Genomic DNA, 17,529 nt, shown 5'->3' with positions numbered 1-17,529 from the left:
GAGATGTATTCCCCAGGACACGCAGGAGCCAGCGCCTACGCACGCGTGGGCGTTCAGACAGGGGTGATCGGAGCGAGCCCGCACAGGCTGATCGTGATGCTGTATCAAGGCGCGCGTCAGGCGATCGCGCAGGCGCGCATGCATCTGCAGCAGAACAACGTCGGCGCGCGCGGCGCGGCGATCGGCAAGGCCATCAGCATCATCGAGAGCGGATTGCAGCAGGCGCTCAACAAGGATGCGGGCGGCGAGATCGCGCAACGGCTGGACGCGCTGTACACGTATATGACGCGCCGGCTGCTCGAGGCGAACATCAAGCAGAACGAGTCGATGCTCGTCGAAGTCGACGGCCTGCTCGCGACGCTGGAAGAAGCCTGGGTCGGAATTGGACAGGAAGTGGCGCAAATGACCGCCGTGCCCGCATGACGGGTATGAGCGTCGACTGCCTCGAAAGAATGAAGACGACACAAGAATATTTCGCCCACTACGAGGCCATTGCGGCGGTTTCCGGTCAGATGCTGGTGGCCGCGCGCGGTGGCGAATGGAGCGAGCTGAAGGCGTTGCAGGGCACCTATCGCGAGCTGGTCGACCGGCTGAAGGAAGTCGATACCGGTTCGGATCTCGACGAAACCGCCCGCGCACGCAAGCTGGACCTCGTGAAGAAGATTCTCGCCGACGACGCCGCGATCCGCGATCTGACCTCGCCGAGTCTCGCGCGCCTGTCCGCGCTCTTCACGGTCAACAGCCCGGCCCGCGTACTGAAGAAAATGATCGGACTGCGCTAGCCGCGGTTCCGCGCCAGCCGGACGATCCGGCCGGCGCTTACGAGGATGTGGGCATGACTGGACTCGATTCTGCGATCGCATCGTTGCTCGCCAGCCGCACCGAGCTCCTGATGTCCGCGATTCGCGCGCCGGGCGGCGTGAGCGGCAGCGGCGTGACGGGCACGAGCGTCGGGCAGACGACGCAGCCGGACATGCCGCAGACCGTCGGCGCGCCCGCCGTGGCGGCGGGACCGGCGGCGTCGGCGCAAACCGAGCTTTCCAGCGTCGCGCGCACGCTCGACGTGATTTCGCGCTTCGGCGGCGCGACGCCCGCGCTGACTGGCGACGCCCCGCTCTGGCCGACGCCGCCGCGCCCCGCGAGCGCCTTCGCCGCGCTCACGACCGGCCTCTTCGATACCGCTTTCTCCTCCAATGCCGCCGCCGTGGCGGCCGCGCGCGCCGCGACGCAGAATCTGCCGCCGCTGCCCGCCGCCGCGCTGGCGACGGCGCTCGCAAGGACCGTCGGCGAAAGCGGGCTTTTCTACGAATCGCATCTGGTGCAATGGCTCGCGGGCCAGCGCAGCGCGGCGTCGCTCGGCAACGAACCGCAGGCGCGCGTCGATGCCCGTTCGATGTCCCTGCCGTTCGAGCTCGCCAACGCCGTCACGCCGGCCGACACCGGCCTCGACGATGCCCGCGCGCCGCAGCTCGCGCCCGATCTGCCCGATTTCCACGGCCGCCCGATCGCGACGCCGCAGACGCCGCAGCAGGCGGCCGCGCTCGCGGCGTCGGTGCGCGATGCGTCGCCGTCCGAGCTCTCGAATTCGCAGAACGGAACCGCGAACGGCGCCAACGCGCAGACGGCGCAACCGAGCCGGCACGAATCTGCGCTGCAGGCGTCGCTCGCGGCGGGCATCCATCCGGCGACGCTCAATGTCGTGCGTCAGCAACTCGACGTGCTCGCGAACGAGCAATTCCGCTGGCAGGGCGAGGCGTGGCCCGGCACGCGCTTCGAGTGGGAAGTCGCCCGCGAACCGCGCGATCAGCGCGCTTCCGACGACGCCGCCGACGAACGCGCCTGGCGCACGCGCATCACGCTGTCGCTGCCCGCGCTCGGCACCGTCGACGCCGAACTGGTGCTGTCGGGGGACAAGCTCGTCACGCGCATCAAGGCGGGCGACGCGGGCGCGCGCCGTCTCGCCGCCGACGGCGCCGCGTTCGCGCGTCAGCTCGAAGCGGCGGGCATCGCGCTCGCGTCGCTGTCCGTGCGTTCGATGGACGGCACGACCGATCTCGCGCTTTCCGGCGACAAGACCGCCGCGAAAAAGCCGGTGCGCTCGCCGCTCGAACATCTGTTCCACCCGCCGCACGGCGATGGGAGTGAAACATGAGCGGCCAGGATCATCCGCCGTACACGCGCAGGCAGGCGACGGCGCTCGCCTACGACGCGGGCAATCGCGAGGCGACGCCGCGCGTCGTCGCGAAGGGCTACGGCATCGTCGCGGACATGATCGTGCAGCGCGCGAAGGAAGCGGGGCTGTACGTGCACGAATCGCCGGAAATGGTGTCGCTGCTGATGCAGGTCGATCTCGACGCGCACATTCCGCCCGCCTTGTATCAGGCGGTCGCGGAATTGCTGTCGTGGGTGTATCGGCTGGAGAACGAGGAGCCGTTGAGGGAAGCGGGGCGGGCGATCCGCTGACGCTTTCTCAGGCGGCGAACGCCCGCGTGACGATCGCCGCGTGATCGAAGCGTCCGGGCAGCGTGCCGTACACGCGCCCGTTTTCGCCGCGCGCGTCGCCAAGACGCGATTCGATGAACGCATCGGCGACATCCTGCGGCGCGTGCCGCGCGAGCAGCACGCCCTGCGCGCACAACGTCAATTGCTGCGCGATGCGCCGGGCCGACGCTTCCCGGATCGACGGATCGTCCGTCAGCATCGCAATCAGCGACGACAGCGCGCCCGCCAGCGCCGGATGCGCGCCCGCCGTCGTCTTCCAGTCGTCGATGAGCGCGTGCGCGGCGTCCTGCTCGCGCTCGAACGCGCGCAGGACGTCGAGGCACATCACGTTGCCCGAGCCTTCCCAGATCGAATTGACCGGCGCCTCGCGATAGAAACGCGCCATCGGCCCGGTTTCGACATAGCCGTTGCCGCCCCAGACTTCCATCGCCTCGCCGGTGAATTCGAGCGCGCGCTTGCAGACCCAGAATTTCGCGGCGGGCGTGACGATGCGCCGCCACGCGCGTTCGGCGAGCGCTCCGCCTGGCGCGGCGCTCTGCTCGAACGCGCCCGCGAGCCGCATGAATAGCACCGTCGCGGCTTCGGATTCGAGCGCGAGATCGGCGAGCACGTTGCGCATCAGCGGCTGATCGACGAGATGCGCGCCGAACGCGCTGCGCTGCCGCGCGTGATGAATCGCCTGGACGAGCGCCGCGCGCATCAGCGCCGCACTGCCGATCACGCAATCGAGCCGCGTGAAATTCGCCATCTCGATGATGGTCGGCACGCCGCGTCCCTCGTCGCCGATCATCACGCCGTAAGCATCGAGAAACTCCACTTCGCTGCTCGCGTTCGAGCGGTTGCCGAGCTTGTCCTTCAGGCGCTGGATCTGGACCGCGTTCTTGCGGCCGTCCGGCGCGAAACGCGGCACGTAGAAGCACGACAGGCCGCCTTCGTCGGCGGTGCGCGCGAGCACGAGATGCGCGTCGCATTGCGGCGCGGAGAAGAACCACTTGTGACCGACCAGCCGATAAGCGCCTCCGCGTCCCGTCGCGCCGTTTCTGTCGATGGCGTGCGCGCGCGTGCGGTTGCTGCGCACGTCGGAGCCGCCCTGTTTCTCGGTCATGCCCATGCCGATCATCATCGAATGCTTGCCGGCTTCGAGCGGAATGTCGCGCGGATCGTGTTCGCGCGAAAGCAGCGCATGCGAAACGCGCGCGAACAGGTCGGGTTCGTTGCGCAGAACGGGGATGCCCGCGAAGGTCATCGTGATCGGGCACAGCGAGCCCGATTCGAGCTGGCCGTGCAGATAGTAGCCGGCGCAGCGCGCGGCCATCGATCCGGCGCGCGCGGACGGCTCGAACGGCATCGCGTGCAATCCCTCATGGCGCAGCCGCCGCAGCAGTTCATGCCACGCCGGATGAAACTCGATGGCGTCGATGCGCTCGCCGCGCGGACTGTGCGTCGCGAGTTCGGGCTCGTGGCGGTTGGCGAGCTCGGCCAGCGCGACGACGTCCGGCTGCGTCAGCGCCATCCCGTCGCGCGAAAGCGTCTGCACATGCCAATGCGCGCCTTCGCGTCCGACGGCGGCGACGAGCGCCGGATCGAAGGCGAACGCGTCATAGCCGACGAGCGGCGACGCCTGATTCGTGACGTCGTGGGTTTGCCCGAACGGGCGATCGGCGGGATCGGACATCGTCGCTCTCCTTCTGCGGTGATTCGTCGCTGTCGGACGCGTGCAACAGCGCTTTCGGCGGATCGGCCGTCCGGGCGTCATCTCGAATTCAGGAATCATAGGCCGCGCACGGATCGGCCGTGTAGAGGCACCGTTCTTTTCGGGATCGATCGGGAATTTTTGATGCGCGCTCCTAAAGCGCCGCTCACTGAGATAAATCCGATTGTTAATCCCGCCCCGATGACGCGCCGGAACCCGAACCTATAATCGGCACGCCTAATTCCGGCGATTGCAGTAACGCCTTTCACGGAAGCATTCTCAATGAGCATCAACCTCAATCAACTTGTCCAGGGCGCTTTGACCGAAAGCGTGTTGCAGCATGTCGCCGGGCGCATCGGCTGCGCGCCGGAATCCGCGCGTCGTGTCGCTGTGCGGGCCGGCGCTGATCGGCGCGATGACGAACAAGGCGTCGTCGCTCGAAGGCGCGCGTCATCTGTTCGCGGCGATCATGTCGCCGGCGACCAACGCGCTGATCGCCGAAGAACTGCCGCACTTCGTCGTGCAGGACGAGGGTTTCAAGACGCTCGTCGACAGCAGCGAAAAAGCCGATGCCGAAATCGCCTCGCGCGACAATCTCAATCTGCTCGCCGAGCGCATCGCCGAATACACGGGCGTCGCGGCGAGCGCCACGCGCACGCTGACCGGCGTGGTCGGCGCGACGCTCTTCGGCGTGCTCAAGCGCTATCTCACGCAGCACAACGGCAATCCCAGCCAGCTTCCGACGCTGCTCGGCCATCAGTTGCCGGTCGTGCGCGCGAACATGACCGACGCGTTTGCCAACGCGCTCGGTCTCGGTTCGGTCGGCGCGTTTCTCGCGGGTGTCGCATCGCGGCTGAAGGCGGTGTCGGCGCATCTGGAACATCCGGCGACGCAGGAAGCCGCCGTCTTCGCGCAGCCGCAGGAAGCGCCCGCCGCCGCCGATCACGCCGTGAAGGAAGACGCGGGCCGGAAGAAATGGTGGTGGATCGCATCCGCTGCCGCGCTCGCGATGTTCGCGGTTCTGGCCGGTCGCGGCTGCTCGACGGACAACAAGCCGGAAGACGCCGCGCCCGTCGCGAAGCCGGACGCCGCTTCCGACGCGAGCGCCGAGACGGCAACGGGCGCGACGGCCGCCGCGGCCGATCAGGCGTCTGCGCCGGCCGCGCTGCCTTCCAAGGACGCAACGATGTCCTTCGTCGTCGACGCATCCGGCGTTCCGACGCTGACCGCCACCGTCCACGACGAGCACGAACGCCGCGAACTGCTCGACGCGCTCGCCGCGAAGCTCGGCGCGGACAAGTTTAAGGCGGACATCGCGGTCGATCCGGACACGAAGCCCGCCGCGTGGATCGCGAAACTCGACGGCCTGCTCCCGGTCATGACGCTGCCGGGCGCGCAAGTGCGCGTGGTTGGCGACAAGATCGACCTGAGCGGCCGCGCGGGCGATTCGAAGCTCGGCTGGCTGGACAAGCTGAAGGCGTTCTTCGGCGACGGCTGGACGATCGGCGCAACCGACACGACCGCCGCCGCAAAAACGCTCGCCGCGTCGGACGCTGCCGCGAATTGCAGTGCCGCCGACGTCGCGAAGAATCTGAATCTGCGTCCGATCAAGTTCGGCTTCGCGTCAAACGAGTTGCCGCGCGCGGCGCTGAACGAACTCGCCGAATCCGCGAAGGTGCTGAAGGATTGCGACGCGAACGGCAAGCCGATCAAGCTGCAGATCGGCGGCTACACGGACAGTTCGGGCAATCCGGCGGTGAATCTCCACTTGTCGGAAAAGCGCGCGCGGTCCGTGCGTTCGTATCTGAGCCAGCGTGGCGTGCCGGCCGACACGCTGACGGCGGAAGGTTTCGGCGACGCGCATCCGATCGGCGACAACGCCACGCGCGAAGGCCGCGCGGCGAATCGGCGAATCGAATTCAAGGAACTGAACTGATTCGGGAATCGCGCGAGCCGCTGTAAATGACGCGCCGGTCCGCTCATCGCGGGCCGGCGCGTTTTTTTTGCGTGGATGTCACCGGTTTCGCGGAAAGCCATCGGCCATGAAATCCTGATCCAGATTCGCGGGCAGCATTTCCCGCGCGACCTCGATCCACGCGCGCGCCGCGTGCGACAGATAACCGTTGCGCCGCCAGCCGAGCGCCATGTCCCAGTGAATCTCGGGCGCGACGACCGGACGGCAGGTGAACGCGTTCGCGTCGAGACGCCGGCAGTACGGCGCGGGCAGCAGCGCGATGCCGATGCCTGCCTGCACGAGCGCCGCCATGAAATCCCAATGCCCGCTGCGGCCGACGATCGTCGGCGCGAAACCCGCCTCACGGCACGCGTTGAGCACGACGTCGTTGAGCGCGAGGCTCTCGCCGTAGAACACGAACGGTTCGGCGGCGAGATCGGTGAGCGCGACTTCGCGGGCGTCGTCCCAGCGCGAACCCTTCGGCGCGACGAGCCAGAGAATCTGCCGGCTCACGGGTAGGACGTCGAACATCGCGGTGTCGACCGGCTGCAAGACGCCGCCCAGTTCGAGCTCCCCGTCGATGAGCGCCGCCTCGATCGCCTTCGAGCCGCGCTCGAACAGCTTCAGCTCAACTTTCGGATAACGGCGACGGAACGCGGCGATGGCCGGCGTGAAGAGCGATCCGCCCATCGGCGGAATACCGATCGTCAGCGTGCCGCGCCCGAACGTGCCGAGATCGTTCAACTCCGCTTCCAGACGCGCGTGCGCCGCCAGCACCTCGACGCCGCGCTGATAGACGATCTGGCCGGCGTCGGTCAGCACCATCTGACGCCCCTCGCGCAGAAGAAGCGGCGAGCCGACCTCGTCCTCCAGCGCCTTCACCATCTTGCTGATGGTCGGCTGCGTCACGAACATGTGTTCGGCGGCAGCGGTGAAGCTCTTCTGCTTCACCACTTCGATGAAGTACCGCAAGGCGCGCAATTCCATCGTTGGCTCCGAATTCCAGTTTGGAATGATTCGAATAAGGTTAAGTCATTTTTATTATGCAAGGTGCGCCCATATACTCAGCCTACGGGATAACCCTAATCAATCGCCTTCAGCCCACGAGAGCCGCCATGTCCACCGCCCTGCCGATCAAAACGCCGTCCGCCTTCGCCCGCTTCCTGCGCGTCGCGGTGCAGTCCGCCGCGCTCGCGGGGATCTGGGTCGTAGCGGATTGCGTCGCGCGCAAGCTGTCGCTACCCGTGCCGGGCGGCGTGGTCGGCCTCGTCGCGCTGCTCGCGCTGCTGTTCTGCGGCGGCGTCGCGCCGCGCTGGGTCAAGGCGGGCGCGGACTGGCTGCTGTCCGACATGCTGCTCTTCTTCATCCCGGCGGCGGTCGCGGCGGTCCAGTACGGCGGCCTGTTCATGGAAGACGGCTGGCGGCTCGCGCTCGTGGTCGTCGGCGGAACGTTGATGGTGATGGTGGCCGTGGCGTTCGCCGTCGACCGTGCGGCGCGCCTGGAACGCCGTCTCGCCCTGCGCCGTGTGCTCGTCGCGCGACACGCGGCCCGCGCCTGAGCGAGCGGACATGAACCACTTCTTTGCCTCGCTTCTCGAAGACGACGCCGCGCGCCTCATCGCGGCCGGCTGCTTCGTGGTGACCGTCGCGCTGTACTTCGCGGCCAAGCATCTTTACGCGCGCTTCCGGCGGCCGTGGCTCACGCCGCTTCTGGCCGTGCCGGCGGTGCTCGCGGTCATCGTCGTGATTGCGCGCATTCCGTACTCGGTCTATTACACCGACACGCGCTGGCTCATGTGGCTGCTCGGACCGGCGACGGTCGCGTTCGCGGTGCCGATCTATGAGTACCGCGAACTCATCAAGCGGCACTGGATTTCGCTGACCGTCGGCGTGACGGTCGGCATTCTGGTGGCGGTCGGCGGTTCGCTCGCGCTCGCGAAGCTGCTGCATCTGTCGCCGGAATTGCAGCGCAGCCTCGCGACGCGTTCCGTGTCGACGCCGTTCGCGCTCGCCGTCTCCGACAAGATCCACGCGCCCAAAGACCTCACCGCGCTCTTCGTAATCGCAACGGGCGTCTGCGGCATGCTCTTCGGCGAAATCGTGCTCGCGCTCGTGCCGCTGCGCACGCGGCTCGCGCGCGGCGCGTTGTTCGGCGCGGCGGCGCATGGCGTCGGCACGGCGAAGGCGCGCGAACTGGGGAGCGAAGAGGGCGTCGTCGCGAGTCTCACGATGATGATCGCCGGTGTCGTGATGGTGCTGCTCGCGCCAGTGCTTTCCGTACTGCCTTTCTGAGCGCTTGCGCGCGCCGCGAAAGTCCCTCTTCGGCGTCTCGAAAACGCATTCGCCACACGAGACTTTGCTACAATCGACGCTCGTTTCCGAGGAGCGTTGCGACGGGCGATTCATCGAATCCGCCCGCCAGGCTCGGAAGCATTCAATCCGGACGGTTCGAAAGCGCCAGGCAGTCAAGGCGCCCGCTGAGCCACCGCATCGAACGGCGCTCACGTCAACATTTCTAGTCTTTTTAGAAAAGGAGGGCGTGATGAACGCCGCAGTTCTCGATTCCAACGGTTCCAAGGATTACATCGTTGCCGACATGTCGCTTGCCGCATGGGGCCGCAAAGAGCTCGACATCGCCGAAACGGAAATGCCGGGTCTCATCCAGACGCGCGAAGAGTACAAGGCGCAGCAGCCGCTGAAGGGCGCGCGCATCGCCGGCTCGCTGCACATGACGATTCAGACGGGCGTGCTGATCGAAACGCTCACGGCGCTGGGCGCGGACGTGCGCTGGGCATCGTGCAACATCTTCTCGACGCAGGATCACGCAGCTGCAGCGATCGCCGCGGGCGGCACGCCGGTGTTCGCGTTCAAGGGCGAATCGCTCGACGAATACTGGGAATTCTCGCATCGCATTTTCGAATGGCCGAACGGCGAATTCGCCAACATGATTCTCGATGACGGCGGCGATGCAACGCTGCTGCTCATCCTCGGCGCGAAGGCGGAAAAGGACCGTTCGGTCATCGCCAAGCCGACGAACGAAGAAGAAATCGCGCTCTACAAGTCGATCGCGAAGCACCTCGACGCCGATCCGACGTGGTACTCCACGCGCCTTTCGCACATTCAGGGCGTGACGGAAGAAACCACGACGGGCGTGCATCGCCTGTATCAGATGGAAAAGGAAGGACGCCTGCCGTTCCCCGCCATCAACGTAAACGATTCGGTCACGAAGTCGAAGTTCGACAATCTGTACGGCTGCCGCGAATCGCTCGTCGACGGCATCAAGCGCGCGACCGACGTGATGATCGCCGGCAAGATCGCGGTCGTCGCGGGTTACGGCGACGTGGGCAAGGGCTGCGCGCAATCGCTGCGCGGTCTTGGCGCGACGGTGTGGGTCACGGAAATCGATCCGATCTGCGCGCTGCAAGCCGCAATGGAAGGCTACCGCGTCGTGACGATGGAATACGCCGCGAGCCGCGCCGACATCTTCGTCACCGCGACGGGCAACTATCACGTCATCAACCACGATCACATGAAGGCGATGCGCAACAACGCGATCGTCTGCAACATCGGCCACTTCGATTCGGAAATCGATATCGCGTCGACGCGTCAATACACGTGGGACAACATCAAGCCGCAGGTGGATCACATCGTCTTCCCGGACGGCAAGAAGATCATCATTCTGGCTGAAGGGCGTCTCGTGAACCTCGGCTGCGCGACGGGCCATCCGTCCTTCGTGATGTCGAACTCGTTCACGAACCAGACGCTCGCGCAGATCGAACTGTTCACGCAGGGCAAGAAGTACGAGAACAAGGTCTACGTGCTGCCGAAGCATCTCGACGAAAAGGTCGCGCGCCTTCACCTCGGCCGTATCGGCGCGGAACTGACCGTGCTGTCGGACGAGCAGGCCGGCTACATCGGCGTCGACAAGAACGGCCCGTTCAAGCCGAACCACTACCGCTATTAAACGCTGACGGCAGCCGTAACAGGCGCGGGCGTGACGACCACGCCCGCGCGATTCAACGCATCAACCGGAGATTTCTCGATGACCGTGCTGCTGACATGGCTGATCAACGCGCTCGCGCTGCTGATCATCACCTACCTCGTGCCTTCGATTCATATCCGCAGTTTCGGCACGGCGCTCATCATCGCGGTGGTGCTGGGTCTCATCAACGCGATCATCCGGCCTGTTCTCATCATCCTCACGTTGCCGGTGACCATCGTCACGCTCGGGTTCTTCATACTCGTCGTGAATGCGCTGTGCTTCTGGCTGTGCTCGTCGCTGTTGAAGGGCTTCGAAGTATCGGGCTTCTGGTCCGCGTTCTTCGGCTCGATTCTCTACAGCATCGTGTCGTGGCTGCTGTCGGCGCTGATCTTCGGGAATCGCAACTTCGGTTGACGTTGGACCGCGCGCTGCCGTGCGTCAAAAAACATCATGAAACCGATCGAACTCTCATTCGAGTTTTTCCCGCCGAAGACGCAGGAAGGCGTGGACAAGCTGCGCGCGTCCCGCGCCGAGCTGAAGAAGCTCTCGCCCAAGTTCGTCTCCGTGACGTTCGGCGCGGGCGGCTCCACGCAGCAAGGCACGCTCGACACCGTGCTCGAAATGGCCGCGGAAGGCTTCGAGGCCGCGCCGCATCTCTCGTGCATCGGCTCGTCGAAGGACAGTCTGCGCGCCATTCTCTTGCAGTACCGCGAGCACGGTATTCGCCACATCGTCGCGCTGCGCGGCGATCTGCCTTCGGGCATGGGCGAAGTCGGCGAGTTGCGCTATGCGTCGGAACTGGTGGCGTTCATCCGTCAGGAGCACGGCGACTGGTTCAACATCGAAGTGGCCGCGTATCCGGAGTTTCATCCGCAATCGAGGTCGCCGAAAGCCGATCTCGAAAACTTCGCGCGCAAGGTGAAGGCGGGTGCGAACTCGGCGATCACGCAGTACTTCTTCAACGCCGACTCCTACTTCAAGTTCGTCGAGGAAGCACGCAAGCTCGGCGTCGACGTGCCGATCGTGCCGGGCATCATGCCGATCACGAACTTCTCGCAACTGATGCGCTTCTCCGACATGTGCGGCGCCGAAGTGCCAAAGTGGATCGCGCGGCGGCTTGAAAGCTTCGGCGACGATCGCGAGTCGATCCGCGCGTTCGGCGTCGACGTGGTGACGGGCCTGTGCCGCCGTCTCATCGATGATGGCGCGCCGGGTCTGCACTTCTACACGCTCAACGGCGCGTGGGCGTCGAAGACGGTTTGCGAACGTCTCGGCTTCAAGAGCGCCTGATCAGCATCAATGTTTCACCCGCGCGGCGCTCGCCGCGCGGTTCTTTCTCTGATTCCCCCTACCGTCGTCTTTTTTTGCGTCAGCGCGCGCCTATTCGAGCAATATTTCGTCGCCCGATGTATCAGGTGCGAACATGCCCGATAACCTACCCTTATCGGAGCGCCACCGACGACAAACTCTAGTGGGGAAAACCAAGTACACGTGTCACTTTTGTTCGTGCTAGGGTAGCGCCCACTTTGCGCGTGTGCTTCGAAAAAAGCGGGGCGGCGCGATCAAGTACACTCGCGCTACGTCGGCCAGAAGCCGGCATCGACTTGGAGGAAACATGAACAAAAACAGCCTGTTGCGAGCCATCCGCGGATCGGCGCTCGCAGGCGCCGTCGCCACGGCGACGCTCTTTGCAGCAACCGCGGCAAACGCCGCGGGAATCCCGAACAAGACGCTCGTGTATTGCTCGGAAGGCAGCCCGGCCGGCTTCGATCCGGCGCAATACACCACCGGCACAGATTTCACCGCGAACACCTTCACCGTCTATAACCGTCTCGTCGAATTCGAGCGCGGCGGCACGAAAGTCGAGCCCGGTCTCGCCGAAAAGTGGGATGTGTCGTCCGATGGCCTCAGCTACACGTTCCATCTGCGTCACGGCGTGAAGTTTCAGACGACGTCGTTCTTCAAGCCGACGCGCGAATTCAACGCGGATGACGTGATCTTCACGTTCAACCGCATGCTCGATCCGAACAACCCGTTCCGCAAGGCGTACAACGTCCAGTTTCCGTACTTCACGGACCTCGGCATGGACAAGCTGATCTCGAAGATCGAGAAGGTCGATCCGTACACCGTGAAGTTCACGCTGAAGGAAGTCAGCGCGCCGTTCATCCAGAACATGGCGATGGAATACGCGTCGATCCTGTCCGCCGAGTACACGGACAAGCTGCTGAAAGACGGCAAGGCCGCCGACATCAACCAGCAGCCGGTCGGCACGGGTCCGTTCATCTTCCGCAGCTACACGAAGGACGCGACCATCCGCTTCGACGGCAATCCTGATTACTGGAAGCCGAACGCCGTGCAGATCAGCAAGCTGATCTTCTCGATCACGCCGGACGCGGCCGTGCGCGTGCAGAAGCTGAAGAACAACGAATGCCAGGTGATGAGCTATCCGCGTCCGGGCGATATCGCCGCGCTCAAGTCGGCATCGAATGTCGATACGCCGTCACAGGCGGGCTTCAACGAAGGCTATGTCGCGTACAACGTGACGAAGAAGGGCCTCGACAACACCGACGTGCGCCGCGCGCTCGACATGGCGATCAACAAGAAGGCGATCATCGATTCCGTGTATCAGGGCGCGGGCCAGCCGGCCACCGCACCGATGCCGCCGACGCAGTGGTCCTACGACAAGAACCTGAAGGGGCAGACATACGACACCGCGAAGGCGAAGGAACTGCTCGCGAAGGCGGGCTTCCCGAACGGCTTCGAAATCACGCTCTGGGCGATGCCGGTTCAACGCGCGTACAACCCTAACGCGCGGCTGATGGCGGAAATGATCCAGGCCGACTGGGCGAAGATCGGCGTGAAGGCGAACATCGTTTCGTACGAGTGGGGCGAGTATCTGAAGCGCGCGCACGCGGGCGAACACGATGCGCTCCTGATCGGCTGGACCGGCGACAACGGCGACCCCGACAACTGGCTCGGCACGCTGCTCGGCTGCGACGCCGTGAAGGGCAGCAACTTCTCGAAGTGGTGCTACAAGCCGTTCGACGAACTCGTCGTGAAGGGCCGTTCGACGACGGATGTCGCCGCGCGCACGAAGGCTTACACCGATGCACAGCAGATCTTCGCGCAGCAACTGCCGTTCTCGCCGATCGCGCACTCGACGGTGTATCAGCCGGTGAGCAAGAAGGTGACGAACATGAAGATCGAGCCGCTCGGCTACGTTCGCTTCGATGGCGTCGGCATGCAATAAAGTTTGTCTACGGAACGCTTTTTGCACTAAACCATAGTTAATCGAACAGGTCCGGCGGCGCGGGTCCACAAGATCCAAGCCGCCGGTCACGTTTTGAGTCCTCCCAATACCGAAAAGGACGATCCATGTTCCGATTCGTTTTGCGACGCATAGGAATGGTGATACCGACGTTCATCGGCATTACGATTCTCGCGTTCGCGCTCATCCACCTGATTCCCGGCGACCCCATCGAAGTGATGATGGGCGAGCGTGGCGTCGATCCCGCGATGCACGCCGAAGCCATGAAGCGCCTCGGTCTCGACCAGCCGCTGCCGGTCCAATACCTCACCTACGTCGGGCACGCGCTGAAAGGCGATCTCGGCACGTCGATCATCACGAATACCAGCGTGATGGGCGAGTTCCTCGCGCGCTTTCCGGCGACCGTCGAACTCTCCATCTGCGCGATGATCTTCGCGCTCGTCGTCGGCTTGCCGGCGGGCGTCGCGGCGGCGCTCAGGCGCGGCACGGTCGTCGATCACGGCGTGATGGGCACCGCGCTCACGGGCTATTCGATGCCGATTTTCTGGTGGGGCTTGATCCTCATCATGTTCTTCTCGGCGAAGCTCGGATGGACGCCGGTGTCGGGCCGCATCGCGGTCGAATACGACATTCCGCACGTCACCGGCTTCATGTTGATCGACGCGCTCTTCTCCAGCGACGAAGGCGCGTTCACGTCGGCGGTGTCGCATCTGATTCTGCCGACCATCGTGCTCGGCACGATTCCGCTCGCGGTCGTCGCGCGCATGACGCGCTCGTCGATGCTCGAAGTGCTGCGCGAGGACTACATCCGCACGGCGCGCGCGAAGGGTTTGTCGCCGCTGCGCGTGGTCGTCGTGCATGCGCTGCGCAACGCGCTGATTCCTGTCGTGACCGTGATCGGCCTGCAGGTCGGCACGCTGCTCGCGGGCGCGGTGCTGACCGAGACGCTGTTCTCGTGGCCGGGTGTCGGCAAGTGGCTCATCGACGCCATTTCGCGCCGCGATTATCCGGTCGTGCAAGGCGGCATTCTGATGATCGCGACGCTCGTGATCGTCGTGAATCTGGTCGTCGATTTGTTGTACGGCGTGTTGAATCCGCGCATTCGCCATACTCGCTGAGGAAAACATGTACCCCCACGCTCACACTTGTTCGCTGCCCCCCAAGGGGGCGCATGCCTCGCTTGAGGCCGCTCGGCGCGAGGCATAACGAATGGCTGACGTTCAAAACAATCTCCCGCCGGGCGCGCTCACGCCGCCGTCCGGCCGCATGGTCGCGGCGCGCGAATTCTGGGCGAATTTCTCGCGCAATCGCGGCGCCGTCGTCGCGGGCGTGATCGTGCTCGTGCTGATTCTCGTCGCGCTGCTCGCGCCGCTGATCGCACCGCATAGCCCGATCGAGCAATATCGCGATTACGTGAAAATTCCGCCCGCGTGGCTCGAAGGCGGCAACCGCATGTTCCTGCTCGGCACCGATGAAGCCGGCCGCGACATTCTCTCGCGTCTCATGTACGGCGCGCGGCTGTCGTTCTGGATCGGCTTCGTGTCGGTCGTGCTCGCGCTGATTCCGGGCGTCGTGCTCGGTCTGATGGCCGCGTTCTTCCACTGGCTCGATACGCCGATCATGCGCGTGATGGACGTGCTGCTCGCGCTGCCTTCGCTGCTGCTCGCGGTCGCGGTCGTCGCGATCATCGGGCCGGGGCTCGTCAACACGATGCTCGCCATCGCCATCGTCGCGCTGCCGGGATACGTGCGTCTCACGCGCGCGTCGGCGCTCGGCGAATTGCAGAAGGAATACGTGACGGCATCGCGCGTCGCGGGCGCGGGCACCGTGCGCCTGATGTTCTCGCAAGTGCTGCCGAACTGCGCCGCGCCGCTGATCGTGCAGGCGACGCTCGGTTTCTCGTCCGCGATTCTCGATGCTGCCGCGCTCGGCTTTCTCGGCCTCGGCGTGCAGCCGCCGGCGGCGGAGTGGGGCGCGATGCTCGCATCGGCGCGCGATTACATCGAAAGCGCATGGTGGATCGTGACGATGCCAGGCCTGTCGATCCTGATCTCGGTGCTCGTCATCAATCTGCTCGGCGACGGTCTGCGCGATGCGCTCGATCCGAAACTCAAACGGATGGGCTGACATGAACGATCTTCTGACTATCCGCAATTTGCAGGTGACGTTCGGCGGCACGCAGGCCGTCGATCGCATCGATCTGTCCGTGAAGCCTGGCGAGGTCGTCGGCGTCGTCGGCGAATCCGGCTCGGGCAAGAGCGTCACGATGATGGCGCTGATGGGCCTCATCGACGCACCGGGCAAAGTAACCGCCGATCAGGTCACGTTCGACGGGAAGGACTTGCTGAAGGCGTCGGCGCGCGCGCGTCGCAGGATCATCGGCAAGGACATCGCGATGGTGTTTCAGGACGCGCTGACGAGCCTGAACCCGAGCTACACCGTCGGCTATCAGATCAAAGAAGTACTGAAGCTGCACGAAGGTCTGCGCGGCGATGCGCTCGACAAACGCGCGCTCGAACTGCTCGATCAGGTCGGCATTCCGGACGCGAAGAACCGCATCAATTCGTTTCCGCATCAGATGTCGGGCGGCATGAATCAGCGCGTGATGATCGCGATGGCGGTCGCATGCAATCCGAAGCTTCTGATCGCCGACGAGCCCACCACCGCGCTCGACGTGACGATCCAGGCGCAGATCATGGAACTACTCGTGAAGCTGCAGAAGGAACGCGGCATGGCGCTTGTGCTGATTTCGCACGATCTCGCGGTCGTGTCAGAAGTGGCGCAGCGCGTCGCGGTGATGTACGCGGGCGAGATCATCGAAACGAATCATGTGCCGACGATCTTCAGCGAGCCGCATCATCCGTACACGGAAGCGCTGCTCGCGGCGATTCCCGAGCATTCGCGCGGCGCGGAACGTCTCGCGGCGCTGCCGGGCATGGTGCCGGGCAAGGACGATCGCCCGAGCGGATGTCTCTTCGCGCCGCGCTGCAAATATGTCGTCGACGATTGCCGGAAGGCGCGGCCGAATCTGTATCAACTCGACAAGAACGATCCGGCCGTGCGGGCGCGCTGCATCAAGCCGTTGAACATCGATGTGGTCGTGGAAGGAGGCGCGCGATGAACGCCGTACCGAAGGAATCGAATCAGGACATCGTGCTCGCCGCCGACAAGCTCACGAAGCATTACGACGTGAAGCGCAGCGCGTTCAAGCACGGCACGGTGAAGGCGTTGAACGGCGTGTCGTTCGAATTGAAGCGCGGGCGCACGCTTGCGGTCGTCGGCGAATCGGGATGCGGCAAGTCCACGCTCGCGCGTCAATTGACGATGATCGAAGCGCCCACGTCGGGCCGTCTACTGATCGAAGGCGACGATGTCGCGGGCGCGAGCCGTGCGAAGATCGCCGAGTTGCGTCAGCGCGTGCAGATGGTGTTCCAGAATCCGTTCGCGTCGCTGAATCCGCGCAAGACCGTCGAGCAGACGCTCGGCGAACCGCTCGCGATCAACACGAAGCTCTCGTCGACGGAGCGCGCCGAGCGCATCGCGAAGATGATGCGTACCGTGGGCTTGCGGCCGGAGCATGCGTCGCGTTATCCACACATGTTTTCGGGCGGGCAGCGTCAGCGCGTGGCGATCGCGCGGGCGATGATTCTCGATCCGCAGATCGTCGTCGCCGACGAGCCGGTGTCCGCGCTCGACGTGTCGATTCAGGCGCAGATCCTGAATCTGTTCATGGATCTCCAGGCGCAGTTCGGCACGAGCTACGTGTTCATCTCGCACAATTTGTCGGTGGTGGAGCATATCGCCGATGACGTGATGGTGATGTACTTCGGCGGCGTCGCGGAAGTCGGCGACAAGAAGACGATCTTCGCGAAGCCGCGCCATCCGTACACGCGCGCGCTCATGTCCGCGACGCCCGCGATCTTCGAGGAAGACCGGCGCATCAAGATCAAGCTGCAGGGCGAGATGCCGTCGCCGCTCAATCCGCCATCGGGCTGCACGTTCCATCAGCGCTGCCCGTATGCGATCGAGCGATGCCGCGTCGAAGAGCCGAAACTGCGCGTGGTCGATGGACGTCAGGTGTCGTGCCATCGCGCCGAGGAGGTCGGCGAAGCCGAAGTCTGAATCTCGCC

17 protein-coding genes and 1 riboswitch are annotated in these 17,529 nt (G+C 64.8%); of the genes, 15 read left to right on the top strand and 2 right to left on the bottom strand.

Features of this window, described 5'->3' with window-relative positions:
- Positions 1 to 3 precede the first annotated feature (3 nt).
- The 4 genes from fliS to NCT05_RS00130 are packed head-to-tail and all read left to right on the top strand — an operon-like array spanning position 4 to position 2,463.
- Positions 4 to 423 carry a flagellar export chaperone FliS gene (gene fliS / locus NCT05_RS00145; protein ID WP_033536660.1) on the top strand — a complete coding sequence of 140 codons (420 nt, stop codon included), beginning with the start codon at positions 4 to 6 and terminating at the stop codon, positions 421 to 423.
- Between the two features lie 29 nt (positions 424 to 452).
- Positions 453 to 782 carry a flagellar protein FliT gene (locus NCT05_RS00140; RefSeq protein WP_033536661.1) on the top strand — a complete coding sequence of 110 codons (330 nt, stop codon included), beginning with the start codon at positions 453 to 455 and terminating at the stop codon, positions 780 to 782.
- A 53-nt stretch (positions 783 to 835) separates the two neighbouring features.
- Positions 836 to 2,152 carry a flagellar hook-length control protein FliK gene (gene fliK, locus NCT05_RS00135; protein ID WP_008352594.1) on the top strand — a complete coding sequence of 439 codons (1,317 nt, stop codon included), beginning with the start codon at positions 836 to 838 and terminating at the stop codon, positions 2,150 to 2,152.
- Positions 2,149 to 2,463, top strand: a complete 315-nt coding sequence (locus NCT05_RS00130; RefSeq protein ID WP_008352596.1) for an EscU/YscU/HrcU family type III secretion system export apparatus switch protein — start codon at positions 2,149 to 2,151, stop codon at positions 2,461 to 2,463. The genes fliK and NCT05_RS00130 overlap by 4 nt, the downstream gene beginning before the upstream one ends.
- Before the next feature lie 7 nt (positions 2,464 to 2,470).
- On the opposite strand, the gene NCT05_RS00125 is transcribed toward NCT05_RS00130, so the two are convergent.
- Complete coding sequence (locus NCT05_RS00125) at positions 2,471 to 4,177, bottom strand: isovaleryl-CoA dehydrogenase (RefSeq protein WP_250501555.1); 1,707 nt, start codon at positions 4,175 to 4,177, stop codon at positions 2,471 to 2,473.
- A gap of 358 nt (positions 4,178 to 4,535) precedes the next feature.
- On the opposite strand from NCT05_RS00125, the gene NCT05_RS00120 reads away from it, so the two are divergent.
- Positions 4,536 to 6,131, top strand: coding sequence for an OmpA family protein (locus NCT05_RS00120; RefSeq protein ID WP_250501554.1), 1,596 nt, complete (start codon positions 4,536 to 4,538; stop codon positions 6,129 to 6,131).
- Between the two features lie 78 nt (positions 6,132 to 6,209).
- Here NCT05_RS00120 and NCT05_RS00115 read toward each other — a convergent pair whose 3' ends face one another.
- Positions 6,210 to 7,136: a LysR family transcriptional regulator gene (locus tag NCT05_RS00115; protein WP_008352602.1), complete on the bottom strand. Its 927-nt coding sequence runs from the start codon at positions 7,134 to 7,136 to the stop codon at positions 6,210 to 6,212.
- Between the two features lie 128 nt (positions 7,137 to 7,264).
- Here NCT05_RS00115 and NCT05_RS00110 point away from each other — a divergent pair, with 128 nt between their 5' ends.
- The 10 genes from NCT05_RS00110 to NCT05_RS00065 all read left to right on the top strand — a co-directional run bounded on the left by NCT05_RS00110 (position 7,265) and on the right by NCT05_RS00065 (position 17,521).
- Positions 7,265 to 7,708 carry a CidA/LrgA family protein gene (locus NCT05_RS00110; protein WP_250501553.1) on the top strand — a complete coding sequence of 148 codons (444 nt, stop codon included), beginning with the start codon at positions 7,265 to 7,267 and terminating at the stop codon, positions 7,706 to 7,708.
- A gap of 10 nt (positions 7,709 to 7,718) precedes the next feature.
- The gene (locus NCT05_RS00105) at positions 7,719 to 8,441 is read left to right on the top strand and encodes an LrgB family protein (protein WP_250501552.1); all 723 of its coding nucleotides are present in this window, start codon (positions 7,719 to 7,721) and stop codon (positions 8,439 to 8,441) included.
- Between the two features lie 82 nt (positions 8,442 to 8,523).
- Positions 8,524 to 8,659, top strand: a riboswitch (S-adenosyl-L-homocysteine riboswitch).
- A gap of 32 nt (positions 8,660 to 8,691) precedes the next feature.
- Entirely contained in the window at positions 8,692 to 10,113 is a 1,422-nt protein-coding gene (gene ahcY / locus NCT05_RS00100) for an adenosylhomocysteinase (RefSeq protein WP_008352605.1), read from the top strand.
- Between the two features lie 78 nt (positions 10,114 to 10,191).
- Entirely contained in the window at positions 10,192 to 10,545 is a 354-nt protein-coding gene (locus tag NCT05_RS00095) for a phage holin family protein (RefSeq protein ID WP_008352606.1), read from the top strand.
- 36 nt (positions 10,546 to 10,581) lie between these two features.
- Positions 10,582 to 11,421 (top strand): methylenetetrahydrofolate reductase [NAD(P)H], encoded by an 840-nt coding sequence (gene metF / locus NCT05_RS00090; protein WP_250501551.1) that lies wholly within the window; start codon positions 10,582 to 10,584, stop codon positions 11,419 to 11,421.
- A 325-nt stretch (positions 11,422 to 11,746) separates the two neighbouring features.
- Positions 11,747 to 13,381: an ABC transporter substrate-binding protein gene (locus NCT05_RS00085; RefSeq protein WP_250501550.1), complete on the top strand. Its 1,635-nt coding sequence runs from the start codon at positions 11,747 to 11,749 to the stop codon at positions 13,379 to 13,381.
- Positions 13,382 to 13,506: 125 nt separating this feature from the next.
- A complete protein-coding gene (locus NCT05_RS00080) occupies positions 13,507 to 14,517 on the top strand; it encodes an ABC transporter permease subunit (RefSeq protein ID WP_008352611.1) in 1,011 nt (336 codons plus the stop codon).
- A gap of 91 nt (positions 14,518 to 14,608) precedes the next feature.
- Positions 14,609 to 15,526: an ABC transporter permease subunit gene (locus NCT05_RS00075; protein ID WP_008352613.1), complete on the top strand. Its 918-nt coding sequence runs from the start codon at positions 14,609 to 14,611 to the stop codon at positions 15,524 to 15,526.
- Position 15,527: 1 nt separating this feature from the next.
- A complete protein-coding gene (locus NCT05_RS00070) occupies positions 15,528 to 16,520 on the top strand; it encodes an ABC transporter ATP-binding protein (protein ID WP_175979632.1) in 993 nt (330 codons plus the stop codon).
- Positions 16,517 to 17,521 carry a peptide ABC transporter ATP-binding protein gene (locus tag NCT05_RS00065; RefSeq protein ID WP_175979631.1) on the top strand — a complete coding sequence of 335 codons (1,005 nt, stop codon included), beginning with the start codon at positions 16,517 to 16,519 and terminating at the stop codon, positions 17,519 to 17,521. The genes NCT05_RS00070 and NCT05_RS00065 overlap by 4 nt, the downstream gene beginning before the upstream one ends.
- Positions 17,522 to 17,529: the final 8 nt, after the last annotated feature.

The sequence above is a fragment of the Caballeronia sp. AZ7_KS35 genome, from assembly GCF_023631045.1.
In the GTDB taxonomy this organism is placed as follows: domain Bacteria; phylum Pseudomonadota; class Gammaproteobacteria; order Burkholderiales; family Burkholderiaceae; genus Caballeronia; species Caballeronia zhejiangensis.
The sequence above is the reverse complement of the archived record's forward strand: the minus strand, read 5'-3'. Positions and strand labels throughout refer to the sequence as shown.